The organism is Brevibacillus sp. MS2.2 (assembly GCF_013284345.1).
In the GTDB taxonomy this organism is placed as follows: Bacteria; Bacillota; Bacilli; order Brevibacillales; family Brevibacillaceae; genus Brevibacillus; species Brevibacillus brevis_C.
In genome coordinates this window covers 138,938-164,138 of sequence record NZ_JABSUZ010000003.1, presented here as the reverse complement: position 1 = coordinate 164,138, position 25,201 = coordinate 138,938, and the positions used below count along the sequence as shown (strand labels likewise).

General features: G+C 46.5%; 34 protein-coding genes. 23 read left to right on the top strand and 11 right to left on the bottom strand.

Annotated elements, in window-relative coordinates:
- Positions 1 to 81: 81 nt before the first annotated feature.
- Entirely contained in the window at positions 82 to 609 is a 528-nt protein-coding gene (locus tag HP568_RS03865) for an isochorismatase family protein (protein WP_048033227.1), read from the bottom strand.
- 91 nt (positions 610 to 700) lie between these two features.
- Between HP568_RS03865 and HP568_RS03860 the strand changes: the two genes are divergently transcribed.
- The 14 genes from HP568_RS03860 (at position 701) to HP568_RS03795 (ending at position 12,421) form a co-directional block, all read left to right on the top strand.
- A complete protein-coding gene (locus tag HP568_RS03860) occupies positions 701 to 1,165 on the top strand; it encodes a hypothetical protein (protein ID WP_254551021.1) in 465 nt (154 codons plus the stop codon).
- A gap of 99 nt (positions 1,166 to 1,264) precedes the next feature.
- On the top strand, positions 1,265 to 1,624 hold the full coding sequence (locus HP568_RS03855) for a YmaF family protein (RefSeq protein WP_048033226.1): 360 nt from the start codon (positions 1,265 to 1,267) through the stop codon (positions 1,622 to 1,624).
- Positions 1,625 to 1,754: 130 nt separating this feature from the next.
- A complete protein-coding gene (locus HP568_RS03850) occupies positions 1,755 to 2,456 on the top strand; it encodes a YjjG family noncanonical pyrimidine nucleotidase (protein ID WP_173628383.1) in 702 nt (233 codons plus the stop codon).
- Between the two features lie 73 nt (positions 2,457 to 2,529).
- Complete coding sequence (locus tag HP568_RS03845) at positions 2,530 to 4,359, top strand: UbiD family decarboxylase (protein ID WP_173628382.1); 1,830 nt, start codon at positions 2,530 to 2,532, stop codon at positions 4,357 to 4,359.
- A gap of 252 nt (positions 4,360 to 4,611) precedes the next feature.
- Positions 4,612 to 6,582, top strand: coding sequence for a BglG family transcription antiterminator (locus HP568_RS03840; protein ID WP_173628381.1), 1,971 nt, complete (start codon positions 4,612 to 4,614; stop codon positions 6,580 to 6,582).
- Positions 6,542 to 7,687: an amidohydrolase/deacetylase family metallohydrolase gene (locus HP568_RS03835; protein ID WP_173628380.1), complete on the top strand. Its 1,146-nt coding sequence runs from the start codon at positions 6,542 to 6,544 to the stop codon at positions 7,685 to 7,687. Before HP568_RS03840 ends, HP568_RS03835 begins: the two co-directional genes overlap by 41 nt.
- Positions 7,678 to 8,049 (top strand): hypothetical protein, encoded by a 372-nt coding sequence (locus HP568_RS03830; RefSeq protein WP_173628379.1) that lies wholly within the window; start codon positions 7,678 to 7,680, stop codon positions 8,047 to 8,049. The genes HP568_RS03835 and HP568_RS03830 overlap by 10 nt, the downstream gene beginning before the upstream one ends.
- A 32-nt stretch (positions 8,050 to 8,081) precedes the next feature.
- Positions 8,082 to 8,444 (top strand): glycine-rich SFCGS family protein, encoded by a 363-nt coding sequence (locus tag HP568_RS03825; protein ID WP_007727312.1) that lies wholly within the window; start codon positions 8,082 to 8,084, stop codon positions 8,442 to 8,444.
- A 3-nt stretch (positions 8,445 to 8,447) separates the two neighbouring features.
- Positions 8,448 to 8,786, top strand: a complete 339-nt coding sequence (locus tag HP568_RS03820; protein WP_173628378.1) for a DUF4312 family protein — start codon at positions 8,448 to 8,450, stop codon at positions 8,784 to 8,786.
- Between the two features lie 21 nt (positions 8,787 to 8,807).
- Positions 8,808 to 9,596 carry a DUF4311 domain-containing protein gene (locus HP568_RS03815; protein ID WP_017249035.1) on the top strand — a complete coding sequence of 263 codons (789 nt, stop codon included), beginning with the start codon at positions 8,808 to 8,810 and terminating at the stop codon, positions 9,594 to 9,596.
- Positions 9,596 to 10,246 (top strand): DUF4310 family protein, encoded by a 651-nt coding sequence (locus HP568_RS03810; RefSeq protein ID WP_048033218.1) that lies wholly within the window; start codon positions 9,596 to 9,598, stop codon positions 10,244 to 10,246. The genes HP568_RS03815 and HP568_RS03810 overlap by 1 nt, the downstream gene beginning before the upstream one ends.
- Positions 10,247 to 10,286: 40 nt before the next feature.
- Entirely contained in the window at positions 10,287 to 11,402 is a 1,116-nt protein-coding gene (locus HP568_RS03805; RefSeq protein ID WP_173628377.1) for a DgaE family pyridoxal phosphate-dependent ammonia lyase, read from the top strand.
- Positions 11,403 to 11,407: 5 nt separating this feature from the next.
- Positions 11,408 to 12,130: a KDGP aldolase gene (locus tag HP568_RS03800; RefSeq protein WP_173628376.1), complete on the top strand. Its 723-nt coding sequence runs from the start codon at positions 11,408 to 11,410 to the stop codon at positions 12,128 to 12,130.
- A gap of 33 nt (positions 12,131 to 12,163) precedes the next feature.
- Entirely contained in the window at positions 12,164 to 12,421 is a 258-nt protein-coding gene (locus HP568_RS03795; RefSeq protein ID WP_048033215.1) for an HPr family phosphocarrier protein, read from the top strand.
- A 65-nt stretch (positions 12,422 to 12,486) separates the two neighbouring features.
- Here HP568_RS03795 and HP568_RS03790 read toward each other — a convergent pair whose 3' ends face one another.
- The 5 genes from HP568_RS03790 to HP568_RS03770 form a co-directional block, all read right to left on the bottom strand.
- Positions 12,487 to 13,173, bottom strand: coding sequence for a DUF4386 domain-containing protein (locus HP568_RS03790; RefSeq protein WP_173628375.1), 687 nt, complete (start codon positions 13,171 to 13,173; stop codon positions 12,487 to 12,489).
- Between the two features lie 308 nt (positions 13,174 to 13,481).
- Positions 13,482 to 13,826, bottom strand: a complete 345-nt coding sequence (locus tag HP568_RS03785; RefSeq protein WP_173628374.1) for a YkgJ family cysteine cluster protein — start codon at positions 13,824 to 13,826, stop codon at positions 13,482 to 13,484.
- 167 nt (positions 13,827 to 13,993) lie between these two features.
- Positions 13,994 to 14,542 (bottom strand): GNAT family N-acetyltransferase, encoded by a 549-nt coding sequence (locus tag HP568_RS03780; protein WP_173628373.1) that lies wholly within the window; start codon positions 14,540 to 14,542, stop codon positions 13,994 to 13,996.
- An 80-nt stretch (positions 14,543 to 14,622) separates the two neighbouring features.
- Positions 14,623 to 15,114, bottom strand: a complete 492-nt coding sequence (locus tag HP568_RS03775; protein ID WP_173628372.1) for a GNAT family N-acetyltransferase — start codon at positions 15,112 to 15,114, stop codon at positions 14,623 to 14,625.
- Positions 15,115 to 15,287: 173 nt separating this feature from the next.
- Entirely contained in the window at positions 15,288 to 15,962 is a 675-nt protein-coding gene (locus HP568_RS03770; protein ID WP_048033210.1) for an O-methyltransferase, read from the bottom strand.
- Positions 15,963 to 16,574: 612 nt separating this feature from the next.
- Between HP568_RS03770 and HP568_RS03765 the strand changes: the two genes are divergently transcribed.
- Complete coding sequence (locus HP568_RS03765) at positions 16,575 to 17,027, top strand: YhcN/YlaJ family sporulation lipoprotein (protein WP_056487863.1); 453 nt, start codon at positions 16,575 to 16,577, stop codon at positions 17,025 to 17,027.
- A gap of 136 nt (positions 17,028 to 17,163) precedes the next feature.
- On the opposite strand, the gene HP568_RS03760 is transcribed toward HP568_RS03765, so the two are convergent.
- On the bottom strand, positions 17,164 to 17,400 hold the full coding sequence (locus tag HP568_RS03760) for a hypothetical protein (protein ID WP_048033208.1): 237 nt from the start codon (positions 17,398 to 17,400) through the stop codon (positions 17,164 to 17,166).
- 178 nt (positions 17,401 to 17,578) lie between these two features.
- Between HP568_RS03760 and HP568_RS03755 the strand changes: the two genes are divergently transcribed.
- Positions 17,579 to 18,553, top strand: a complete 975-nt coding sequence (locus tag HP568_RS03755) for a bile acid:sodium symporter family protein (RefSeq protein ID WP_048033207.1) — start codon at positions 17,579 to 17,581, stop codon at positions 18,551 to 18,553.
- A 237-nt stretch (positions 18,554 to 18,790) separates the two neighbouring features.
- Positions 18,791 to 19,042: a YolD-like family protein gene (locus HP568_RS03750; RefSeq protein WP_048035860.1), complete on the top strand. Its 252-nt coding sequence runs from the start codon at positions 18,791 to 18,793 to the stop codon at positions 19,040 to 19,042.
- Between the two features lie 215 nt (positions 19,043 to 19,257).
- Here HP568_RS03750 and HP568_RS03745 read toward each other — a convergent pair whose 3' ends face one another.
- A complete protein-coding gene (locus tag HP568_RS03745) occupies positions 19,258 to 19,491 on the bottom strand; it encodes a hypothetical protein (RefSeq protein ID WP_056487856.1) in 234 nt (77 codons plus the stop codon).
- A gap of 175 nt (positions 19,492 to 19,666) precedes the next feature.
- Here HP568_RS03745 and HP568_RS03740 point away from each other — a divergent pair, with 175 nt between their 5' ends.
- Both HP568_RS03740 and HP568_RS03735 read left to right on the top strand, forming a co-directional pair.
- Positions 19,667 to 20,227, top strand: a complete 561-nt coding sequence (locus HP568_RS03740) for a GNAT family N-acetyltransferase (protein WP_173628371.1) — start codon at positions 19,667 to 19,669, stop codon at positions 20,225 to 20,227.
- Positions 20,224 to 21,276: a P1 family peptidase gene (locus HP568_RS03735; protein ID WP_048033204.1), complete on the top strand. Its 1,053-nt coding sequence runs from the start codon at positions 20,224 to 20,226 to the stop codon at positions 21,274 to 21,276. The genes HP568_RS03740 and HP568_RS03735 overlap by 4 nt, the downstream gene beginning before the upstream one ends.
- A 61-nt stretch (positions 21,277 to 21,337) precedes the next feature.
- Here the strand turns inward: HP568_RS03735 and HP568_RS03730 are convergent, their stop codons facing one another.
- Positions 21,338 to 21,523 (bottom strand): hypothetical protein, encoded by a 186-nt coding sequence (locus tag HP568_RS03730; protein ID WP_082195948.1) that lies wholly within the window; start codon positions 21,521 to 21,523, stop codon positions 21,338 to 21,340.
- Between the two features lie 72 nt (positions 21,524 to 21,595).
- A complete protein-coding gene (locus HP568_RS03725; RefSeq protein WP_173628370.1) occupies positions 21,596 to 22,603 on the bottom strand; it encodes a glycerophosphodiester phosphodiesterase family protein in 1,008 nt (335 codons plus the stop codon).
- 165 nt (positions 22,604 to 22,768) lie between these two features.
- Between HP568_RS03725 and HP568_RS03720 the strand changes: the two genes are divergently transcribed.
- On the top strand, positions 22,769 to 23,014 hold the full coding sequence (locus HP568_RS03720; protein ID WP_048033202.1) for a hypothetical protein: 246 nt from the start codon (positions 22,769 to 22,771) through the stop codon (positions 23,012 to 23,014).
- 19 nt (positions 23,015 to 23,033) lie between these two features.
- Entirely contained in the window at positions 23,034 to 23,384 is a 351-nt protein-coding gene (locus tag HP568_RS03715) for a DUF952 domain-containing protein (protein WP_048033201.1), read from the top strand.
- Positions 23,385 to 23,388: 4 nt separating this feature from the next.
- Here the strand turns inward: HP568_RS03715 and HP568_RS03710 are convergent, their stop codons facing one another.
- Entirely contained in the window at positions 23,389 to 23,604 is a 216-nt protein-coding gene (locus HP568_RS03710; RefSeq protein WP_173628369.1) for a hypothetical protein, read from the bottom strand.
- Positions 23,605 to 23,728: 124 nt separating this feature from the next.
- On the opposite strand from HP568_RS03710, the gene tlp reads away from it, so the two are divergent.
- Together tlp and mnmA are read left to right on the top strand one after the other, a co-directional pair.
- Positions 23,729 to 23,947: a small acid-soluble spore protein Tlp gene (gene tlp / locus HP568_RS03705; protein ID WP_048033199.1), complete on the top strand. Its 219-nt coding sequence runs from the start codon at positions 23,729 to 23,731 to the stop codon at positions 23,945 to 23,947.
- A gap of 139 nt (positions 23,948 to 24,086) precedes the next feature.
- On the top strand, positions 24,087 to 25,199 hold the full coding sequence (gene mnmA / locus HP568_RS03700; protein WP_048033198.1) for a tRNA 2-thiouridine(34) synthase MnmA: 1,113 nt from the start codon (positions 24,087 to 24,089) through the stop codon (positions 25,197 to 25,199).
- Positions 25,200 to 25,201: the final 2 nt, after the last annotated feature.

Genomic DNA, 25,201 nt, shown 5'->3' with positions numbered 1-25,201 from the left:
AAGGTATTGAAATACTCGCCATCCAATCCACAATGGGAAATCGATGGCGAGTCCTTGGATAACAGGTACGACATATTCACATCATTTGTATTTTTCAGCGTACTCGGCGTAGTTTACTACTTCAATGACACTCGACCAACGGAGAACGGTTCCTACAAACTGATGAATGTCTAATCCTTGCATGCCGTATGATTCAGCGGTATTGGTTGTACCAGTCGCGTCCTTAATGAAAGTCACTTTATATCCACGATCATAGGCAGCGATCGCTGTAAACATACAACAAAATTCCGTCTCAAAACCAATGATAAAAAGATGATCGACCCCTAACTTTTCTAAAGTTTGTGTGAGCTCCGTTTGGAAGAAGGAACTAGGGGTTTGCTTCTCAATCAAGTAGTCGGAATAGTCTTTTAATGGAGGGTGTATTTCAGAACCGATAGAGCTTCTATTCAGTGGACTTTCTTCTGCAGCATCGATATGTCTGATAAAAATGACAGGACGTTTGCTCTCTTTAAAATCCTTGATTACCTGTTCCATCAAAATAAGTTCCTCTTTGTAATCCCCACAGCTCACAATTCCGCTTTGCACATCAATGACTAAGAGTGCGTTCATTGCCTCACCTTCCTTTTATCATGTGGATAGATCATTCGGTAGGTAAGCGTGTACTTCCTGCCAAGTAAATAATGTCGCTACATATCTTTCGATGGCTGTACTCGCCTTACATAAAGTGAATGGCTTTAAAGCGGGAGCAGAATTTCCGCCGGAATCCAAAGCGTTTTTGGCAAAGCATGCCCATCTGTTCCCGGCAACTGGAGAGAAAGTGAAGGAAGCCCAGCAATTTGTCGATCAAAATGTGCAACCGAAACATATGAATAAAAATATTTCCAAGTATCATGCTTCGATGATTCAAGATAAAGGAACGGTGATGAGCATCGAAGAGGAAGAAATACCGGAAATGGGAACAGTTTCCGTCTTGCATGTCGTCAATGACGAGGAGGATAGCTACCAAATTGTTTACCTAGGTGCTTTAGATATCTATGGAGATGATACGGTTGAATTTGTGGGGGTTCCAACCTTACTTTCAGGTTTCGATAATGTAAGTGGCGGATATACGAATTCGATCATCATTGCAGGGAGCTATGTAGGAAAAAAGCGAGCATTAAGCTAGGGTAGTATGGATTTTCGTAGAAAAAAAGCTGTTGACCAGTCCGCATCCTTGTCACACTGAATACAGTGATAGCAAGCCAGGGATGGAAGGGTGATTACAATGGCTAAGAAAAAAAGATTAAAATGGAAGTTAAAAAGTAAAAGTACAGCACGAATTCAGAGACATGTTCATGAATTTTTAGGTAGCACGCAGCTTGCAGAAGAAGGAGCAGATCGACACAATCACCGTTTTGCTGGCGTCACTGGTCAAGCAATCCCAAGAGGAAAAAGCCACGTTCATGTCATTCGGTCAAATACAGACTTCTTCAATCATCTCCATCGCGTGCGAATTGTAACTGGACCCGCAATTCCGGTTGGAAATGGAAAGCATGTTCATTTTGTGAGAGGAACTACCACGTTTAACGATGGTCACGTCCACCGGTTCAAATTCGCGACGTTGATCCAGAAGCCACTCCTCTAAAAAATCTTTCACGGCCTCGAATGATACAGTTCGAGGCTTTTTGTATGCAGGTTGGTCTTCTGTTTTTGATATGATAGAAAGGTGTTAGTTTGTACGAATACTTGATCAGTAAAGATTTCTGGAGGTTGCCATGCGCTATCAAGTCATATTATTCGATGTAGATGATACACTTCTCGACTTCAAAAAGACAGAAGAAAATGCACTGCAAAAGACGTTTTCCCAATTTGGACTCGCTACGGGATCGTCTGATTATGGAGGGGTTTACAAAGAGATCAGTAAAGGATTGTGGGAGGATTTAGAAAAGGGGCGAATCACTCTAGCAGAGCTGGGCGTAGAGAGATTTCGAAGACTTTTCAAAGCTGTTCAGCTAGACATCGATGCAGAGGTGTTCGGCAGCGCCTATCTCGAATCCTTGGGCAAAGAAGTGCATTTGGTACCGGGAGCGGTTGAATTGTGCAACAGTTTGGAGGATTGCCGCTTGGTGATCATTACGAATGGGTTCGCCTCTGTTCAAACGGCAAGAATTGCCGCTTCACCGCTTTGTAACACGTTTGAACACCTGATTATTTCCGAAGAGGTCGGCTATAAGAAGCCGGATCGGGAAATTTTTGAATACGCGTTTTCCAAACTGCAATGGACGGAGAAGGCGAACGTACTGATGGTGGGAGATTCGTTGACTTCTGATATACAAGGGGGAGTCCAATACGGGATCGATACGTGCTGGTTCAATCCTTTGGGCAAGGAAAATCAGACGAGCATTCAGCCAACATACGAAATCAGAGAACTGAGCGAGCTTCAAGAAATTGTGCGGAAGGGCAACGTGAATTTGTAGGATCTTTCCTGTATGATTAGAGGGTATTGATCTACAGATAAATCTAGAATCTAGTGATTGGAGCCCTATAAATATGTATCAGAATTTAGAAGAGTGCATCCTTGACTTGGAAAGGCACGGACATTTGGTCCGTATTCGCGAAGAAGTAGATCCCTATCTGGAAATGGCCGCGATTCATTTGAAGGTGTACGAAGCTGGGGGACCAGCCTTGCTGTTTGAAAATGTAAAAGGCTCAAAATTTCGTGCGGTATCCAATCTTTTTGGCACAATCGAGCGCAGCAAATTTATTTTTAGAAGCACCTGGCAAGCCGCTGAAAATATCATCGCCATGCGTAATGATCCGATGAAAGCGCTAAAGCAGCCATTTAAAAATATCGGGAACGGCTTTGCTGCACTGAAGGCTTTGCCTGCAAAAAAATCGACTAGCATGCCCGTAACTGCACAGGAAATTAGCATAACTGACTTACCACTTATCCAAAGCTGGCCAATGGATGGCGGAGCTTTTGTTACGCTGCCCCAAATCTATTCAGAAGATCCGGACAAGCCTGGAATCATGAATTCCAATTTGGGTATGTACCGAGTGCAGTTGACTGGTAATGAGTATGAAGTAAACAAAGAAATTGGCTTGCACTATCAAATCCATCGCGGAATCGGTGTCCACCAAGCCAAAGCGACGAAAATGGGGATGCCGCTAAAAGTAAGCTGTTTCGTTGGCGGGCCACCAGCACATACCTTATCGGCGGTAATGCCATTGCCAGAAGGTTTGAGCGAAATTACTTTTGCTGGCTTGCTATCTGGGCGTCGTTTTCACTACAGCTATATCGATGGCTACTGCGTAAGCAATGATGCGGATTTTGTGATCACAGGAGATATTTATCCTGAAGATACGAAGCCAGAAGGACCATTCGGCGACCATCTGGGCTATTACAGTCTGATTCATCCATTCCCTGTGATGAAGGTAAAGAAAGTGTATGCCAAGCCGAATGCCATCTGGCCATTCACGGTTGTGGGCCGTCCGCCACAAGAAGATACGTCGTTCGGTCAACTGATTCACGAGTTAACGGGCGATGCGATCAAGCAAGAAATCCCGGGTGTAAAAGAAGTCCACGCAGTAGATGCTGCTGGCGTACATCCGTTGCTGTTTGCCATCGGAAGCGAGCGATATACGCCTTATCAGCAAGTTAAACAGCCGACGGAGATGCTCACCATTGCCAACCGCATTTTAGGGACGGGCCAATTGAGCTTGGCCAAGTATTTATTCATTACCGCTGAAGAAAATCGACCATTGACGACGCATGATGAAGTTGATTTTTTGACCTATATTTTGGAGAGAATCGATTTGCATCGCGATGTTCATTTTTATACGAACACGACTATTGATACGCTGGATTATTCGGGAACGGGCTTAAACAGCGGCAGTAAGGTTGTCCTCGCTGCTTACGGCGATCAGAAACGCGAGCTGTGCAAAGAGGTGCCGGATGAGCTGAAGGATTTGCGAGAGTTTGAGAACGCCCGCTTGATTATGCCAGGTGTGGTGTCGATCCAAGGTCCTGCTTTTATCGATTACGCGAGCGCCCAGCAGCAATTACAGAATCTGTGTGACGCGATTCAAGCGAGAGGGCCGCTCCCGTCTTGCCCGATGATCATCCTTTGCGATGATAGTACCTTTATGAGCGCGTCGCTACAAAACTTCCTGTGGGCAACCTTCACCCGAAGCAATCCATCCCACGACATTTACGGTGTGAACAGCTACTATGAGAACAAGCATTGGGGTTGCGATAATTTGATCATTGATGCGCGTACCAAGCCCCATCAAGCACCACCATTGGTACCAGACCCAACTGTTGAGAAAAATATCGAGCGACTATTTGTCAAAGGGGCGAGCCTGGGAGGAATCCTGTAAGCACCTCCTACTAGAAGAGGTCCGTAACCTTTCGTTGCGGACCTTTTTTTGTAATGATGTCAAGTAAGTGATGAAAAAGAGATGGCTCCTTGTTTTAATCCGGGGTCATCTTTTTCATTGCTGTCGAATTGAACTGATAATTGCAAAAATTGCACGATTGATGGGGAAAGGAATCGTTCTTTACCACCGAGAAAGCGTTTTCTATAATGAATCTCAAGCAAGGACACAGCTTTTTATGGAAAGGAGAAAGGAATGGTCTTTTTAACCACACGTTCCCATGCATTACTGAAGGTGATACTCGACAGCTACTATCCGCTGAAAATCAAGGATGTCGCGCGCGATTTTCAGGTAAGCGAACGTACCGTGAAGTACGATCTGGATAACGTCAGGCAATGGCTAAAGGAACGAAATGTCATCCTCCATTCTCAACCGAATAAAGGGCTGTGGATCACGGAAGAGCAAGAGCATCGAAATGCTTTGAAGGAAAATTTGCAAAGTAATGACAGCAAGACACTCATTCTGCCGCAAAAGGATCGGGTCAAGCATTTTTTGTTCATTCTTCTGCTGTCAGAAGGGTATCAGCGGATGAACGATTTGGCCGACCACATGGGAGTCAGTCGCAATACCGTCGTGGCAGATGTTAAGGACGCGGAAAAGCTGCTCGACGGCTGGCGTCTCGAGCTCGTCACGAAGCAAAGGTACGGTGTACGCGTGGACGGGAGTGAGCGGCACAAGCGTTATGCTCTCGAAAACTTGATTCACGATCTGTTGGATGGAATCGACATGTATCGGATGGTACAAGGGATGTTTTTAGAAAATGGACAAGAAGCGAGAACAGGTCCGTTATTGGAGAAATGGCTGATCAGCCGGACAGAGTTAGGAGAGATCATTTACAGCATCAAAGCATGGATGAATGCTGCTGCCGAGACGCTGGCAGACCGAACCCTGATTAGTTTATTGATTCGCCTTTGCATTGTCGTCCATCGTGTACAACGGGGCCAATTGGTCACTGCGGATGATGCTGAGATGGGAGAAGCGAGGCATTGGAGTGGATACGAGCTGTTTTCACACGAGGTTCGAGCATTATGTCAGCGATTGAACGTCGATATTCCCGAACACGAGATTGCGTATGCGTGCCTTCCGCTGCTAGGGACTGAACAGGTGCCAAGAGAGGCGCGTGCAGGGAGGATTGTCTTGGATGTTTTCCAGGCAACCAAGGAGCTGACGGAAGCGGTTAGCAGCCGCATGCTGGCGCCTTTGTACGAGGATCAGGAGCTGGTCAGACTGCTATTTGCTCATCTGGATGACAGTTTGAACCGTTATCGTCAGGGCGTTCTTTTTGCGAATCCACTGACGGAGGAGATTCGCCGTTCATACGCACGCATGTTTGATGCTGTTAAACGCTCTTGCGAAGAAGTGTTTTGGCATCGCGGGGTCTACTGGCTTGATGCAGACATTGCTTACTTTGTCCTGCATTTTCAAGCAGGTTATGATCGATGGCTGGAGCAGAAAAAGGCAGATGCGCTCGTCGTTTGCGGAACAGGCAGAGGGACTTCACGGTTTTTGAAAACGTACCTGGAAAGCGAATTGCGTTCACTTCGGGTCGTAGGTCTGTGTTCCAGCACAGAGGTAGAGAAGTATTTGGCGAGTCGTCGCGTAGATGTCATCATCAGTGTCCTGCCGATCAAAGCCGAGGTGCCAGTTGTGATTGTCAGTCCTCTTCCAACACGCCAAGATATCAACCAGATTCAGAACTGTCTGGAAGCGTTGCAAGTGGAGGATGGAAATCGACAGCAGGCTGTGAATTCTCGCAAGGAAGCTTGGTTTCCCACGCTGACTGCTGATCTCAATCCATCAGATTTACCCGTGGTGGAGAGGCTGTCCCAGGATGTTATCTGCAAAGGGTATGAGATCAGTCAAAAAATCGTGACTGCCTTTCGGGAGTACGTAACGGAACAAACGGCGAGCGGACTTACGCTGCACCTGCTGCTGATGGTGAATCGACTGGCTTTTGGATCACCCTATCAGGAGGAGTGGGAATCGTCGGCTGAGGCAGAATCGAAAGAATGGAAGGCATGGCGTGAAAAGCTGAATCAATTGATGGCTGAGGCCAACCTCCAGGTTCCGCCTAGTGAAGTGACGGCTATTATGCGCTATTTTTCAGGAAAGGGGACGGTAGAGAGTGAAAGTGGATCTACTCATACGCAACGGACGGGTCATTGATCCTTCCCAGAACCTGAACGGGCACTATGATCTTGCCATTCGGGAAGGGCGGATTGTTGGGTTGTATGAGAAAGGGAAGACAACCGATGATCAAGGGATGAATCTGGAGGGCAAGGAGACGATCGATGCAGAAGGATATGTGGTGACACCTGGTCTGATCGATCTGCACGCTCACGTTTTTCCGACAAAGACGAGCTTGGGCATAGCTGCGGATCGGGTCGGGGTCGAGCAAGGAGTGACAACCGTAGTAGATGCTGGCAGTGTCGGACTATGGTCGTTTGATGCTTTTCTTGAAGAAGCCGTGCATCCTTCTGTTACTCGTGTTCTGGCATTTCTGAACATTTCAGGGGATGGCTTGTGCACAGGCGGCGGGGAGCTCGCAGACATGTCGCGGTTAACCCCGAGAGAAGCCGCAGCCCTCATAAGAAAACAACCGCTATTACGAGGGATAAAAGCCCGCATGAGCGGTTCTGTCGTCAAGCAAAACGGGATACAACCTTTACTCATAGCCAAGGAAGCGGCGAGAGAAGCGGGTGTACCGATGATGGTGCACATTGGAAACGCTCCGCCAAAACTCACGGAAATATTGCCTCTACTAGACCGAGGAGACGTGGTGACACATGCGTTTCACGGGAAAAAAGGAGGAATGTTCGACGAACGAGGCGAGTTGATTCCAGAGGCGCAAGACGCATTGGAGAGGGGAGTTTTACTCGATATCGGGCACGGCGAAGCGAGCTTTAGTTTTCAAACACTGCGTCATGCGCAGGCCCAAGGTATTATGCCACATGTCATTAGCACAGATGTTCACCAGCGCAACGTTGATGGTCCAGTGCACAGCTTGACGCACACACTTACGAAGTTTCTCGCCATGGGCTACTCGCTCGACGATGTGATTGCGGCGAGTACGCTTGCGCCCGCACGAATTCTTGGGCTAGAAAACGAGATCGGGACGTTGAAAGTAGGAGCATGTGCGGACGTATCCATATTGCAGATAAAAAAAGAGCCGACAATTTTGACCGACAGTGAACAAGAAACGGTGGAGACAAAGGAAAGAGTAGTGGCTTATCAAGCGATTACTTCGGGAAAGGTACTGACATGCAAATGATTGATGACATCCTCAAGGAACTGACTGAGACAAAATCAGATTATTTATCTGAAACTTCTGAAACAAAGCAAATTCTCCAAAAAATTGAGGAGGAGTTCCGCCTCATGGAGATTTATATACCGCGAGATCGCTGGCTAGCCATCGGAGCTCATGTACTGGCATTTGTACGACGGATGACAAACGGTGAAAGGCTGCCCGTGATTGAAGCGGAGTTATTCGCCGAAATTCATCCCGATATGGTTACGCTCTCGCACAAAGTTCTTTCGGAAGAGAAGAGTGCGTGGCAGGCAGATGATACAGAAGCGTTTCTGTTAGCGGTTCATTTTGAAGCCATCCGTGCCATGCAGATGGGGCCATTGTAAAACATTGCTATGAAAAAAAGGAGGGCATGTCTATGTCTAAGGTAAAAATCGTGATTGGTGATCGTCTTGGAAAAGGACAGAACATCGCAAAAGGAATCGAAGCTGCTGGCGGGACCGCGATCGTCATTCCAGGTGTTGGCGCTGATATGAAGGTAGGAGATGTCATGGTCAGTGAAAGTGCAGACCTTGGGCTGTCCTTTTGCGGAAGTGGTGGGGCTGGGGCACTGACTGCCAAGACCAAGTATGGTTTTCCGGTCGAGTACGGCTTGCGCTCCGTAGATGCTGGTATTACTGCCTTGCGTAGCGGCAAAAAAGTGATCGGCTTTGGCTTCATGGATACAGAAGAGCTGGGCAGACGCATGGTGGAAGAATACATTAAGCTGGGAGGGAAGTAATCCATGTACACGGAGACGACGCAAACCTTGCGATTATCCGGCAGTGGCGATACGAAGGAGGGAGCCTTCAACAAGATTTTCTCCCAAATCAAGCATGTAGTGGCGAGACAGACGAGTGATTTGGTCGTGCGAATCGAACCTGTAGCCGTTTCCATTGTATCTGCGACAGTGACAGTGAAGCATGAGCGATTTTTTGGATTGTTCTTCCCACGCAAACGGACGCGGTATGACATTACCGTAGATATTCAAGTGAGGTTGGGGCTGGTCCAGGTAGAAAACATAACATTTCAGCAGCAGACCGAGCAGACTGCGGGTATAGGGCAGTTGGCTCGTCAGCGATAGAAGCAGACAGGGGGTAGGTTCATGGTTACGTTGATGATTGTATTGAAGTCGATCGTCATCGGGGCATTGGTCGGCTTCGGTGTTGGTGCAGGGGCGGCGAGGATGTTTCATGCACCCAATGTCCAAGGGATGGGAGCATTCCGGACTTTTGGAGAGCTGAACGCATGTGCGGGCGATCCCATTTCCCACTTTTCATTTGGGCTTGGCTTTTTGTTTAACTCATGGGCGTCTGTTGTCGGTGCCGGTGCGTTGACGCAAGATGTGGATCATCGCGTCATTCCGAACTGGGCAGCGGCCGTGTTGCTCTGGCGCAACAAGAATGTCGCAGAGACGTTGCACAATCCGAAGCAAATGGCGATTGCCGGAGCAGCAGTCGGTGTCGTTGTGGTTACCTTGTTGAATTCCACAGCAACGGCGATTCCCGAATCGATGCAGCTCGTCGCAACGAAGGTACTGGTCCCGGCTGCGAACTGGTTGATCAACCCGATCATGCCGATTGTGTTCTGGATGGCGGCGATGGATGCAGGCAAACGGACAGGGATTTGGGGAACGGTTTTGGGCGGTTTGTCGCACTTGGTCATGGGGAATGCGGTACCTGGAATCGTCTTGGGTATTTTGATCGGTAAAGGCTTAGATGACAGTGGTTGGAACAAAATTACGAAATCCATGTTTATTGCAGTCATTCTCTTGTTTGTATTCAGCGGCTTCTTCCGTGGTTTTGATGTCGCGCTCTTGAAAAGTATGTATGTGGAAATTCCACAGTGGCTGATTGAGCTTCACGAAACATTCGGATCGGTGGTGAAAAAGTAATGGGTGAATTGCAGGCAAAAGGATTTTGGTATTCAGAATGGGCATTTCCCCTCTTTGTGGCGTGTTTGTCTTCAGGAATCTTTGCGGGTACTCATCTTTACTATGTGTATCATGTCGGTGCTTTTAACGATATTGCCATCGTTGCGATGCTGGAGGCTGGGATCAAAGGGGGTGGATACGGTGCGGCTGCCGCGTTTGGTGCGAGCTTTTTGTTCGCCCGCATTCTGGAGGGACCGCTTGTTGGGATTCTCGATATTGGCGGCTCGTTGCAAACGGGTATCGGGATTGGCGTTCCAGCGTTGATGTTGGGAGCAGGCTTTACAGCTCCGTTGACTTCCTTCCCTTTGGCGCTGGCGACAGGTGCACTCTTGGGTTTGATCATTGGTACCGTGATTATTATGATTCGGAAGTACACGATCAACGCATCGAACTCCACCTTTGGAGCGGATGTCATGATGGGGGCTGGAAACGCAGCAGGTCGTTACTTAGGTCCATTGATTGTTATTTCTGCGATTATGGCTTCAATTCCAGTCGGACTCGGCGCAACAGCAGGAGCAGCGATTTTCTACTATTACAACAAACCGATTGCGGGTGGTGCGATTATCGGAGCCATGATCCTCGGCGCCATTTTCCCGATCCCGACACAATGAGGATAGAGAGAAAAGTTTTCACAGGAAGGGCGGGTAAACCATGGGAATCTATCAGCAGCTAGGGTTGAAGCAAATCATTAATGCAAGCGGTAAGATGACGGCACTGGGTGCAAGTGCCGTCCATCCTTCTATTGCACAGGCCATGGGAGAAGCCGCCATGGATTATGTAGAAATCAGCGAGCTGATGATTGTGGCAGGTCGTCATATCGCAGAGGCGACCGGAGCAGAAGACGGTTGTCCTACCTCGGGAGCAGCTGCAGGCATTGCCATTAGTGTAGCGGCAGTCATAGCTGGTTGCCAGTTGGGTTTGATCGAGCGGCTTCCTTTTTCCGAAGGGTTGAATAACAAGATCATCATCCAAAAAGGACACGCGGTTCACTTCGGCGCTTCCGTACAACAGATGATTGCACTGGGCGGTGGGAAAGTCGTAGAGGTCGGGCATGCCAATCACGTAGAAGCAGACCATTTGCGAGAAGCCATTGATGATCAGACCGCAGCACTGCTTTATGTCAAATCTCACCACGCGATTCAAAAAGGGATGCAGTCGTTAGACGCGATGCTTCAACTTGGTAGGGAGTTTGGAATTCCGGTAATAGTCGATGCAGCGGCGGAAGAAGATCTTCGGCGCTATATAGCGATGGGTGCCGATCTGGTCATCTACAGTGGCGGAAAAGCAATCGGTGGACCAACGTCTGGGTTTATCACAGGTCGTGCCGATCTGGTTGCCGCATGTCGCGCGCAATATAAAGGTGTCGGTCGTGCCATGAAGGTAGGAAAGGAAGCGATTGCGGGTTTGCTTGCAGCGCTTGGACAGTACGACCCTGAAAAACAAAATGTTCTCGAGCAGCGCAGACGAGTGGAGTGGCTGGCAGGGGAACTGAACTGCTTGTCCGGTGTGAAAGCAGTGATCGTACAGGATGAGGCAGGCCGGGCGATTTATCGTGTGCAAATTCAGCTTGACGAACGAGTGACGGGAATGACGGCTCGGGAGCTTACACGCCAACTGGAGCAAGGAAATCCAGCTATTTTTACCCGCAACCATTATGTGAATACGGGAGTGATTGCCTTTGATCCACGGCCGTTTCACGAGGGACAAGAGCACATCATCGCAGCGCGAATGAAGGAACTGCTGCAAAAACAGGGTGAAGGAGAATAACAAACGTGGGCACACCAAAAATTCGTTTAAACGTTTTGGCAAGGGATGTAGAAAACGCAAAACAAATATGTTCCGTGGCTGATGGCCGCGCTCTGATCGGGATCTTGGTCAAAGGATTTGCGTCCGTAGAAGCAGCAATAAGCGCTGTTGAACAATATCAGCAAGCAGGTGTTCCAGTGTCCGTAGGGCTGGGCGCAGGTGATCCTACTCAATGGAAAAAGGTCGCAGAAGTCGCGGTGCAGACCCAACCGGATCACGTCAATCAGGTATTTCCGGCAGCAGGTTATACGCTCGGGGGGCTACAGGCAGTCGGCAACACACATACCATCGTGAATGCATTGATTGCCCCCGGTGGACAATCAGGAAAGGTTCAAATCACTACGGGACCAATGAGCAACAAAGTGTCTGAATGGCTCTCTTGCGATGCAGCCGCTGCGATGCTGGCGGAGATTGGCGTACACTCCGTCAAATTTTATCCGGTAGATGGGCTGGAAAGGCTGAATGAAATCAAGGCGATGGCAGAAGCAGCTGTACGTTACAGAATTCCTGTTTTTGAGCCGACTGGCGGGATCGATGCAGCTTCGATTCGCCCGATTGTGGAGGTATGCCTCGCCGCAGGTGCAAAGCAGGTCATTCCGCACATTTATACATCGATCGTCGACAAGGAAACGGGATTGACTCGTTTGGATCAAGTAGAGGAACTGCTGACTGCTATAGAAGGCCTGTAGTTATTTTACGTGAAAGGGACAGGGGTGAATCAAATGAGAGAGAGACAGGTCATCGTCCAGTTGACACAGGGATTACATGCGCGTCCGGCTACTTTGTTTGTGAAAGTGGCAGCTTCCTTTTCCAGTGAAATCGGATTGAACAAGGATGAGAAGAAGGTAAATGCCAAGAGTATTATCGGCGTCATGTCCCTCGCTGTTTCAAAAGGACAATCGGTCGTCTTGACTGCGGATGGTGCGGACGCGGAACAGGCGTTGGATGCGTTGGAGCGCGTTTTGGTAAGTGTGGAGTAAAGGGATGCGTGAATGCGTGTAAAAAAAGGGATGTCTCCAGTGAAAAGTCAGGAGACATCCCTTTCTCAATCCTGTTTCGTTGGGTTGAATCCTTTCATGATTAGCCATATAGCCAAAACCAATTGTTGAAAGGCTATTGGAATGTTCAACATCATGTAGACTGTATCCAGACCGATGAAGCGAATCATAAATAACAAGCTCGCCAATATAGACAATGTAGACCCAATAAGACCCCAGACTGACAACCATCGTGGAACTAGCTTTGTTTGGTAAAATAGGTAGGTAAACAAGAACAGAGCCAAAACAAATGCCAGAGTCGTTGCCACATGGTTGACCAAATCACGTCCTTCTCGTAACAATCCACCCAGGGTCTGAAAATACGATACATGCAAATCTCCAACTTTTGCAAATTCATGACTTACTGTTAATAGCAAGAGAAGAGTGATGACACCAAGAATAATGAACACACCGGCAATGATGCCAAAAGCAACAGATCCAAGGGCTAAACCTTTGTTATGCTTACTTAGAATGGGATACAACAAAATAGGAATACCTACATAGGAAACAATCATGAACAACTGGAAAAATGCTCCTCGTAGTACCTGGTTTTCATTTATAGAAGCCTTGACAAGGTATTCGGCTCCATCTATAACAGGAACAACACTTAATATACCTGAAACCAAACCGGCTATTAGCAACACCCCAGTTATTACAGCTGACCTTCTCCCTGCATTTGTACTCTTCCTCAGCATAAAATAGCCTCCTTATAATACCATCCCTTTGCGGATGTATGTGGGACGTGCAAATGAAGAGGTCAAAGAAGGAGCGATGATGACCTTTCCTCTTTAAGGACCAATCCGGCCGTGGAAAATTTCACCCCCCAGTTTTATTTTATTGCTTATCATCATATTGTAAGACTTCTTCGATGGACTTTTCGGAAAATACGCACGAAGCATAAAGCGAACTCCAACCATACCCCAAATTAAAGTCAGGCAAACTGATCATGAGGTACGTGGAGCGTAAAAAGAAAACAAAACCGCATATCCTTCAGCTCCTTTTTTTAAAAATGCTTCCAAGTAAAATCAATACTCAAATACCCAATATGCGTCTCCTTGAAGGTCAGCGTTTCCTTCGTCGCCAATTCCGGTTTGCGAAAACAGACAAGGTCTTTGTGATACCCAAAAGCGCGACACACTTCCGGTCGAACGCTATGAATACCACACTGATCTTTTTGCATGTCGTAGAAGATACAAGTCCCAAACAATCTCGGTTGATTTTTCAGATCGTCACGGAGCTTATTTGGAAGCGCTTTCAATTTCTTGTATATCATTTTATATTCCTTCTCTGTTATAGGTACAGGACCACAGCACAATCCTTTACAGCCTTGGCAAGGCAATGTATTCATATCATCTACAACCTTTCGTCATGTAATCTTTGCTGGAAAGAACAAAAAAGATGATCCTCGTTGATAAAGGAGATCATCTTAAGAGCTACCGCGTTTAATTGTACTGCACTTTTATTATAGCACATGTAGGAAGATTTTGACGAATGCTTTTGAAAAGAATGGCTTGTTTATTTCTTCAAAACATACAACCACTCGCCGTTGCAGTCCTCGTCGTCCCCAGTCAGGCCGTCTAAGACACGTTCAAACGAGAAGCCGAGCTTCTCAATGATGCGCAGCGATGCTTTATTGTCCGGGTGTGCTTTTGCGTACAAGCGATCCAATCCGATTACATCAAATGCGTACGCAGTAAGAGCGAAGGCAGCTTCAAAAGCGTAGCCGTTCCCCCAATAATCCCGTCCGATTAAATAATAGAGCTCTTTTTCCGGAGCCAGAAAATCGAGAACACCCACACCACACCAGCCAATGAACCTGCCAGTAGCCTTTTCGCGTATGGCCACTGAATATTTAAAAGGCTGGTCAAAAGGGGTGTCATAACTGCTTCGTAGCCAGTGAAATAAGCGTTTGTAGTTTTCCAGAGGCATAACGTCCATAGGCAGGTAGGTAAATAACTCTGGGTTTTGCATGAGTTCAAAAGATTCCATTAAATCATCCTCTGAGTAGGGACGAATGATAAGGCGTTCGGTTTCTAAGTGCAAGGTAGATATCGTTGTTTGCATGCAGGTTGTCCTTTCCATTTAAAAAATGATTTCTTCTGCATAAGAAAGAAGAGAAGCGCTCACGGTAAGCGCTTCTGACCTCATGTGTGTTTGATCAGAATGAGTTCTTCCACTTCTTCGCCTCGTGCTTCCGAAAATGCTCGATCGACACCGAAAGGCTGAAAACCGTTTTTTTCTAGCACACGAATGGATGCGAGATTGTCATGGGCGACACGCGCATATACAGGACGTGTTCGGAGTTCCTCTAAAAAGAGAGTAAGTGCATTTGTCGCGATTCCTTTACCCCAAAAGTTTTTGTCAATCCAGTATCCAATCGTAGGCAAGCCTAACAGCTCAAAGCACGAAACATTACCGACAACCTGCCCATTCATGACAATGGCTCTTTTCACAATCGATTCATTGTTCAAAATTCTTGTCCAATGAGCGGTGAATCCGTCTCTATCTTCAGGGTCCTTGACAGTAAAGGCTGCCATCTTATGAGCAGATTTGTCCAATTGCTGGTTGAAAAATATAGGGAGATCTGCCTCAGTTACTTCTCGTAAATCGAGGGTCCGATAACGCAATGGCTCCACGGAAAAGCACCTCCAAAAAATACAGGCTATTCTCTCTTCACCAACACTTTGATAATCAGCGATAGTACCGCGAGAACCAAAATGACATTAGCGATGAGCATAAAGCTAGGTAAACCGAGCCTAAACAAGATGTACACACTCCTACTCGTTACAACCTTTGAAAGTGAAAAAGACTAGTTCTCCCCGGTGACTAGCATGATCGCAAAGCCATCATAGCCCTTGCTGCCAACTGTCTGTACAACGGTTCCACTGACACGTTGCTCTTCAGCTACTAAATCGGTGAATTGACGTACACCGACAATATTGGGATCCGTGCTTGTTTCGTCCACGACTTGACCACTTCGTACAACATTATCCGTGATAATCACAGTACCTTTGCGAGAGAGCTTCAATGCCCATTGGAAATAGTCGGGGTTTCCTTTTTTATCTGCATCGATAAAAATAAAATCAAAAGGACCCTGATTTTCTTTGTGAAGTTGGATGAGAGAATCAAGGGCAAGTCCAACCTTCACTTCCACGATCTGATCCAGTCCTGCGCGGGCAATGTTCGATTGTGCAACTTCCGCATGCTTTGGATCATATTCGAGAGTAATGAGACGACCGTCAGCAGGGAGTGCGCGGGCTAGCCAGATGGTACTGTATCCACCCAGAGTGCCAATTTCCAAAATCGAACGAGCGCCTTGGATCCGTGCTAACAGATGAAGAAATTTACCTTGATTGGGTGCTACATCAATAGCTGGAAGACCTGCAGCTGCGTTCTCTTGAAGAACTGTGTCTAAAACGGAATCGGCTTCCAGTAATTTATCCGTAAAATAGTGATCGACCGCTGTCCATTGCTCTCTATTCATGTACTCAACTCCTCAAGATTTTACAGGGATATCATAACACGATTAGAAACTTCTGGCTGGCTTTTTTGTAGCATGTAACACATTTCAACAGAAGATTTCAATGGTCGATCAAGCTTTATAGGTAATATTTTCACCTGTTACCATTATTTTCGCATAGCGTAAACGATGAGTTTTCATGATAATAGAAAAGTAATCCAAGCTAGCTAGTATAATCCAATCTTGGGGATTCTATTCCACGCGTTCGACTAAATGATGCAGTCAAAGTCGGCGCCATTTTTTTATTCCATCTATAGGTAAATGTACCTATTATTGATCGTTGTCAACAGAAAACAAGTCCTATATGATTGTATCATTCACGTATGACATATGCGTACTACCCCGTACGCCCCAACCACTTTTTGCTGGTTGGGATTTTTTTGTTCCATTTTATATCCAGTCATCTCCTATCGCGTTTCGATGCGATTTTTTATATCCTTGTACTTAGGACTCGAAACGTTCTTGGGGTCCGCGGTGACTCAAATTATGCAGAGGAGTCACCGCTTTTTTTTTTACATACTTCCTCCGTTCAAGGTCAAGCTAGTAACAGGTGATTTTGGTCAGGAGGTGTTTTGTGTGCGCGCAACTTTCGTGGTGCTGACACTAGCTTTTGCTTTGACCGTAACAGGGTGTTCGAAGCAATCTGGTACAGAAACTAAGCAAAAAGCGGAACCGGAACCGTTATGCATGCCTGTTCCCGTCAGACATTATCAGTGGGAAGAGCGAGCGAGATCGATTACAGCGAACGTGAAGGGCATAGACAAAATAGTGGTTATGCAAATCGATAAAGAGCTTGATGTGGCTATTCAAGTGACGAATTTTAATCGGTTCAAGCTGGAATCGATTCAAAAAGAAGTCGGAAAGAAATTAAAAGAGGCCTTCCCAGATGCCAATATTCATGTGACAGCTGACAAGCGATTGATAAAAGATTTGCAAAAGCTGAGTGAAGAACGGTGGCCAACCGATGTAAAAGAGGCATGCCAGAAGAAGAAATCTCTAAAGGCAATTGAAAAGAAAATGAAGGGCTAGCCGATTTTCCAAACCTCACACACTACATGGGTAGGGTGAGGTTTTTGCTGTCTATTTTGACAGAATGATCAAGGTGGAATGAATATTCTGTGATTTCCTGATGAAGAAGAACTCCCTAACCGGGAGTCTATATAGGCTAGTGAAGATCATGATCGTAATGATGCGCGCGCTCTCGATCTCGATGAAGGTCGATGCCGCGTAATTCACCCTTGGCTTTTTCCACAAGGACTTGATAATCTCTTACCACTTCCGTCAAGGTCGTAACCGATTCCTTATAGTCGGGATCATTACAGATTCCATCTATCGCTCGATGGAGGTGATACATCTTATCTTCGGTTTTTCGGATAAATTCTACCCAATCCATTCCGTTCATAAAATACCTCCTTTCCGTCATAGGCTTTACTCCCATACGCGAAAGTATGCAAAGTGAAATTGCAAATAAATGACGTGTATGCAATCTAATAATGAACTTTGGTCTTGTAACAATAATCTGTTCATGATAACATACCTCACATCAATAGCATCAAAGGACGAGACTTGAGGTGTATCAAATGAACGGGTTAGCCAAACTGAATCGATCGCTTGAGAAAATCATGCCCATACTAACGCCGAGTAGTGTTGCCATTGGCGTAATAGCGGGGACACATTTGCAACCGTTTGCTTTTTTGTCTCCTTGGGTGTTTGCTTTCATGACATTTACCGGAAGTCTGGGTTCGGGATTTAAAGAATTTGCAAAGGTACTGACCAGGCCGCTCCCTTTAATCGTCAACTTGTTGATTCTTCATGCACTTATGCCGCTTGTTGCTTGGTCAATGGCACGGTTGTTTTATCCAGACGATATTCACGTCATTACGGGCTTTTTGTTGGCGGCCTTAATTCCCACAGGGATCACGAGCTTCTTATGGTCGTCGATTTATTTCGGAAACATCGCACTCACGCTATCCATTATTTTGTTGGATACGATGCTCTCCCCATTGATAGTTCCGTTGGGGATGTCCTTATTTTTAGGGGCAACAGTCGAGATGGATTTGGCTGAACTGATGAAGGGTTTGTTTTATATGATTGTGTTGCCATCTCTTGTCGGTATGCTGCTCAATCATTTATCAAAAGGGAACGTCAAAAAAACGCTGGCCCCAAAATTAGCGCCATTTTCTAAGATGGGAATGGGTGTTGTCGTAGCAATCAACAGCTCGATGGTCTCGTCTTACTTTCATATGATAGACGCTAAATTGGTGGGAATGGCGGTGCTCGTACTGGTAGTAGCCATTTTGGGTTATTTGATGGGGTGGGGGATCGCAAGGTTGTTCGGATGGGAGCGTGATGTAATCGTCACGTTAACCTTCAACAGTGGGATGCGAAACATTAGTGCAGGGGCAGTTATGGCGATCACGTACTTTCCTGCGCCTGTTGCACTTCCTGTTGTTCTCGGTATGCTTTTTCAACAAATACTCGCTTCTACCTTCGGGAAGTTTTTGGAGCTGGTCGAGAAAAGACCGCAGCATCAACCACAGGAATTATCAAGCTAAAAGCAAGAGCCGTTTTCCAAAACTAATGGGAAAACGGCTTTTTTCTTGCAAATTATTTCCTAAGAAAGCAATTAGCGCGACTTGGCAGAACAAATGGGGAGACTTTTATAGGTTCAAATGAAAAAATTGAAAAAAGAGTTGCGAACTTATGTTCGTAATTACTATAATGTAAGTACGAATTCCTGCACAGGATGAGGATATGGCTATCAAATGTTCGTAAGTAGGCGGGTGAAAAGCGTGGCGAACAGCAGTCTTGAAGTAACGAGCGAAGAAAGAGAGGCATTTATGTACATGCTGCGAGATTCGGCAAGAGAGAATTATCCCTTGAATGTGAGCTGGTGTGTGTCCTTTGAGGGGGAGCGGGGGAATACGAGTAGCATGTGGGGAGTCGTCAAATGGGTTGACCCGAAGGCGAGACGTGTTCAATTAGCAAACCAAACGGGTAGTCAATGGATCGAGATGGAGAAAATTATCAATGTACATGCATAGGTGTGTATAGAAACCTTACGTGAAAGTCGACCGTCGTAAGGCTTCTTTCTTCTTTGCACAAAGAAGGAAGTGTGCATGTCATAAAACCTAACACAAAAACACAGAAAATTCGAAAGTTTGATTGACGTTTGAATTTATTGTGTTAGAATATATTACATAGCATGCATTCTCTCCACTTCCTATTTTGACCCAATCATTGGGTCCTTTTTTTTTGCCTACGTTCTATTGTTCGGATATGGCTTCCCATCCGCTTGAAATAACTTGCTCACCATTCCATAAAGACGACCTGACATGTTAGGAAAAATGAAGGAGTATTCATTCGCTCCTTGATTCAACAAGACGATCGGTGCTTCCACGATGTAGGGGATTTTCATTAGATCGAGCATCTTCTTATATTCCTCTACCTTGGAATGGTCGACCGTATAATAAAATGATTTGGAAAAATTCATGCGAGCACGCTCCTTTCCCATATTGTAGCATATCCATAGTTTGTCGTATAAATGAACATAATAAATGTTATGTAAACACTGTTATTCTCTCTCTCCTTATGAAGAGGGAAGATTCACAAAAACTTCTACCTATGATAGAATAAAAGATCAAAATTTTACCAATAGGAGAAAAAGGATGGTAATCAGCCAACGACTACTTTCTGTGAACGGGTTATCTTACGCGATTCGCTCTGCAATGGAAACAGATGCACAACAATTGTCGGAACTGCGCCTGCAAATCGATGGGGAGACTGAAAATTTGGACAGAGAAAGAGGAGAGGCTTTCATCGATGGGCAAGGATTCGAACACATCATCAAAACGGATGCGGAAAGTGCTAGAAATTTGTTTTTAGTGGCGGTTGTACAGGATCGGATTGTCGGGTTCTCCAGATGTGCAGGTGTTTACTTAAACAGATTTGCGCACAAAGTAGAGTTTGGTGTATGCGTTTTGCAAGAGTTCTGGGGTTACGGTATGGGGAAAAATCTCTTGCAGGAATCGATTGCCTGGGCAGACGCCAACCACATTACCAAAATGACGTTGAATGTAATGGAAACGAATGAGAAGGCAATTGAGCTGTACAAACGGTTTGGCTTTGAAATCGAAGGAGTACTCAAAAACGACAAAGTTCTTTCCGATGGCAATTATTACAACACCATTATTATGGGGAGATTCAAAAATGACAGGAGAGTAACATGACGAGAAAACGAGCGAGAGAATGTGGCGTATTGATTGGGACGGGTACCCCAGGTGCGTATAATGCAATTACGGATGTAAAAGGAGTGCGGGTCGGCCACAAAACGATTCTCAAGGAAGACGTTTGTTCGGGTGTTACGGTGATAATTCCCAACGAAGGACAATTGGAGGGGCAGCATTTCCCTGCTGGTTTTTTCTCCTTTAACGGTACGGGGGAGTTTACGGGAAGTCACTGGATAGAAGAGACCGGTACGCTTGTGACACCGATTGTATTTACGGGAAGCCATCTGCTAGGGCTGGCACATCATCATCTTGCTCGTGCGACGAGAAAAATCGAGGGGCTTGAACCGTTTTCTAATGGAATCGTCGCGGAGACTTGGGATGGTTGGTTGAGTGATCTCGAAAAGACGCAGATTCAGTACGAGGATTTGGAAGAAGCAATTGTAGAGGCGCAAACAGGAAATGTCGAGGAAGGCAATGTGGGTGGGGGTACCGGGATGATCTGCTTCGAATTCAAGGGCGGAATCGGAACCTCTTCACGCATCGTTGAGACTGAATGTGGCACGTTTACTGTCGGGACATTGGTGCAGACGAATTTTGGCAGAAGACAGGATTTAAAAGTGAATGGTATTCCTGTGGGCCAGATGATCTCCGAAAATGAAGTTCCATTGCCGTGGGTAACACCTGAAAATGATGGTTCTTTCTTAGTGACGATTGCGACAGACGCGCCTCTCTTGCCGACACAATGCAAGCGCATTTCCAAGCGAGCGTCACTCGCAATGGCACAGCTCGGCGCAATTGGCGAGGAGGGCAGCGGTGATTTCTTTCTGACCTTCTCCACAGGAAATTGCTATTCATATGGCGACGAGCAAATGAGCACAGTGAAAATGTTTCCGTCCGAACAACTGGATGCACTGTTTGAAGCAGCAATCGAAGCAGTCAAGGAAGCGATTTTGAACTCCATGTTGATGGCGGAAACGATACAAGGCCAGAAAAACAGAACCGTACATGCATTGCCACTGGATCGTTTCGTAGAAATCATGTCTCGTTAAATGAAAAGACTCCGCTAGCGTTAGCGGAGTTTTGTTGTCTGATCACTTGTTAAACAGTTGTTTAACTGCTGAAGAAGCTACGGCTGGAGTGCTTTCTTTTATAATGAGAGCTGCCGTAATGGGAACGTCCGTACCGATTGCTAGAGCTGTATTTTCTGCGATGCTTGTAATCGCTGCTACTGTATTTCCGGTACTTGTGCGAAGATGAGTGATTACCGAGTAAATTTTTCAAAAGCTTCTTAAGCATATCAATCACTCCTAGTTAGGTTGGAAGTCTATTCCGTATAAGTATATACGAATATGTTGGGGAATCGTTTCATTATTTTTCTACGTTTTCGTGAAAGGCTGGACCAATTAGATCAATCCGGTTCGTCCATATTCCCCCAGTAAAGCTTTCTGGAACTCGTTTTAAATCAGTCGGAACATCAAAGCCTTGCGACACATCTCCACTCCCTGCGACTAGGATCACGCGGGTATCTTTTGCCTCCATTCTTGCCATGAAACGATTTGGCCAACCCCAGAGCCATGGGGCAATCTGATCAGGAATATGCAATTGGGTTTGCGCACAGGCTTCTGGTACATATCCGGACCAACCGGTTGCGATGTACGGGATCAGGCAGCTTTTCATAGTCGCCATAGACATCACACGCAGCTGGGGCAGTTGTTGTTTCAATGTCTCGATTGGCTTGTCACCGCCATAAACAGAGAGCTGTGCCAGTTGTTCAGCAGGCAATTTTGCCAAAGCATCCGCTAACGCCTTCCCCTCGAGTGGGTCATTGCTTTTAATATGGATAAGTAGCGAGCGATCAGGGAATGTTTGTAGCACATCATCGAGAGAGGGCATCATGCCAATCCCTTTTCCACGGAAGGGGAAGGTTCTCCCTTCATCCGCTGTATAATGGTAGCCGATGTCAAGCTGTTGTAATTCGGCCAAGGTATAATCTCTCGTGACACCGGTACCGTTTGTCCGACAGTCGAGCGTCCAGTCATGAAACACCGCGAATCGATTGTCTTTCGTCCATTGTACATCGAGCTCGACAACGTCCGCGCCCGCTTCAAAAGCCGCCTGCATGGACGGAATCGTATTTTCCAGGTACGGATGCTCCGGTAGATAAATCCGTTCCGCCGTACACGTTTCATTGGTGATGTTCTCCATATGAAAGGTTTGTGCCATCCCCCGATGAGCAAGTAAAAAAGGCTCGCCTTCTGGCTCTTTTGCAAGATAAGAGCTGTTACCCAGAAACAGGAAAGCGACGAAAAGAAGGGGAAGCCAGATGCGTTTTCGCTGGAACCATTTCTTTCGTGGTTGATCTTGTTGTTTTGACATGATGGGATACCGCCCCTTCCTTCAAATACTCTGTTCATTGTAGCAAAACGCAAGGGAGGAAGGTACATCCTTTGGGAGTAGTGCTTGGGGCTTGGCATCATTCGAAAAGACTGGCACAATAGACGGAAGATAAGATGTATCCCATGAAGAGCAAGGGGAGGTTCCATGAAAATAGCTTTACACCAAATCGCTTATCAGATCGGTATGCACCCAACTGAGATGGCGAAGCTTGTCTACGAAGGTGAAGTAACGGGAGAGGTACCTGACCGCAATCCGCAAGCGAAGGATGCCTGGGTGGATTTGCACTCTCTGCGTAACTTCATTCAATGGCGATATGATCAGGGGCGAATGGACCAGATGTTCTATGATAAAGCTATGCGTCACCTGAACAAAGCAATGCCAAAAAAATAATCGAATTCGGAGGAGAAACATGCAAGACTCTATTATTTACTGCATGGTACCAAAAGCATACTGGGAAAAGTGGAAGGACAAGGATCATTACTTACCTCGCGATTACGACCAGGAAGGCTTTATTCACGCGACAAAAGGGGACGAGCTGCTTGAAAAGGTAGCAAACCGTGTCTATGCACAGTTTGACGAGGAGTTGTATGTACTCGTTGTGGATGAAACAAAAACGACTTCGGAAGTCAAATACGAGGCAGCGAAGGATGGATTGCTTTATCCGCACATCTACGGACCGCTGAATCAAGAGGCGATTGTAGATAGGAAGCAAATGAATCGGATAGACGGTCAGTGGCGTCTGGGAACGTCCATCCGTTAATCTTCTACCAGCTAAACCATTTGAGTAGCGCCAGCACTTCTTGGCGCTTGGCCTCAGGTAGCTTGTCGAGTCTGCGCAAGAGAAGATCGATTCGCATGCGCTGTTCCGCTTCGGATTCAGGTACCTTTTGCCCCTTCACCCATTGTCGTTTCAGGCGGACGGGATCGGTATCAGAGATGATCCGAAGCAGCTTTCTTTCCAACAAATCTAAGGAAGCCATAGGTGAAACCCTCTTTTTCGTTTAATCCGTTTCTTCTATTATAACACGGGTACATAAAGAAACCATGATTGGCGCACAATGGTAAAGGTGTTGAATATAACCCTTTGTAGGAGGCGTATCGATTATGGCGAAGCCGGATGACCGTTCTGACAACGCAGAAAAACTTCAACAAATGATTTCCAATACGGAAGAGAACATTCGTGAGTCCGAAGATTATCTGTCGGCTCATGCTGGAGAGATTTCTGCTGAGGAAAAAGCAACCCTCGAAGCGAAAAATCAGCGTCGTGAAGAAAGCATCGAGGGATATCGTGCGGAAATCAAGGATGAATCTTCGCAGGCTTAAGCTTGTTACCGAACGTCTGGCGCCAACTACGCGTCAGGCGTTTTTTCATTCTATCGGGCAAAAGTGCAACAAAACATGATTTGTTTTGTGAAACATGGTAATCTGTAATGGTACAAATTGAAAAAGAGGAGAAAGACTTATGAAGCGACCAGAAGATACACGCGTCGTTGTCGGCATGTCCGGCGGAGTCGACTCCTCCGTGACGGCTTACCTGCTTAAGCAACAGGGATATGACGTCATCGGCATCTTCATGAAAAACTGGGATGATACCGATGAATTCGGCCACTGCACGGCGGAAGAAGACTTCCAGGATGTCCGGCGCGTCTGTGAACAGATCGGCATTCCATATTACACGGTAAACTTTGAAAAAGAATACATGGACAAGGTATTCCAGTATTTTTTGGATGAATATAAACGGGGACGTACACCGAATCCGGATGTCATGTGCAACCGTGAAATCAAGTTCGGTGAGCTTCTCGCCAAGGTCATGGATCTTGGGGCAGATTATATTGCTACCGGCCATTACGCGCAGGTCAAGTACATCGATGGTGAGTACAAGCTGATTCGTGGTGCTGACAACAACAAGGACCAGACTTACTTCTTGAATGTATTGGGCCAAGAACAGCTATCCAAAACGATGTTCCCGATTGGTCATCTCCCGAAACCGCAAGTAAGGGAGATCGCAGAGAAAGCAGGACTCTATACAGCGAAAAAGAAAGATAGTACAGGGATCTGCTTTATTGGTGAGCGCAACTTCCGCGAGTTTTTGCAAAACTATTTGCCTGCCAAACAAGGAAATATCGAGACCGTAGATGGAGCAGTCATCGGTACGCACGACGGGCTGATGTACTATACACTGGGTCAACGACAAGGCTTGGGTATTGGCGGAGGTCATGGCACGAGCGGACAGCCTTGGTTTGTTGTAGACAAAGATCTGGAGCGGAATGTCCTGATCGTCGGTGAAGGCTCTGATCATATCCGTTTGTACTCGAAGAGTCTCTTGGCGACCAACGTGAGCTGGGTGAGTGACAAGAAGCCTTCCGAAACGTTTACTTGTACAGCGAAATTCCGTTATCGCCAGCCGGATCAGGGAGTAACCGTTCACCCACTGGAGGATGGTACCGTAGAAGTTGTATTTGATCAGCCGCAAAAAGCAGTGACACCTGGTCAAGCTGTCGTCTTCTACGATGGGGAAGTATGCTTGGGTGGCGGTACGATTGACAAGGTACGCTTAGTCGATAAAGAGAACTAAGA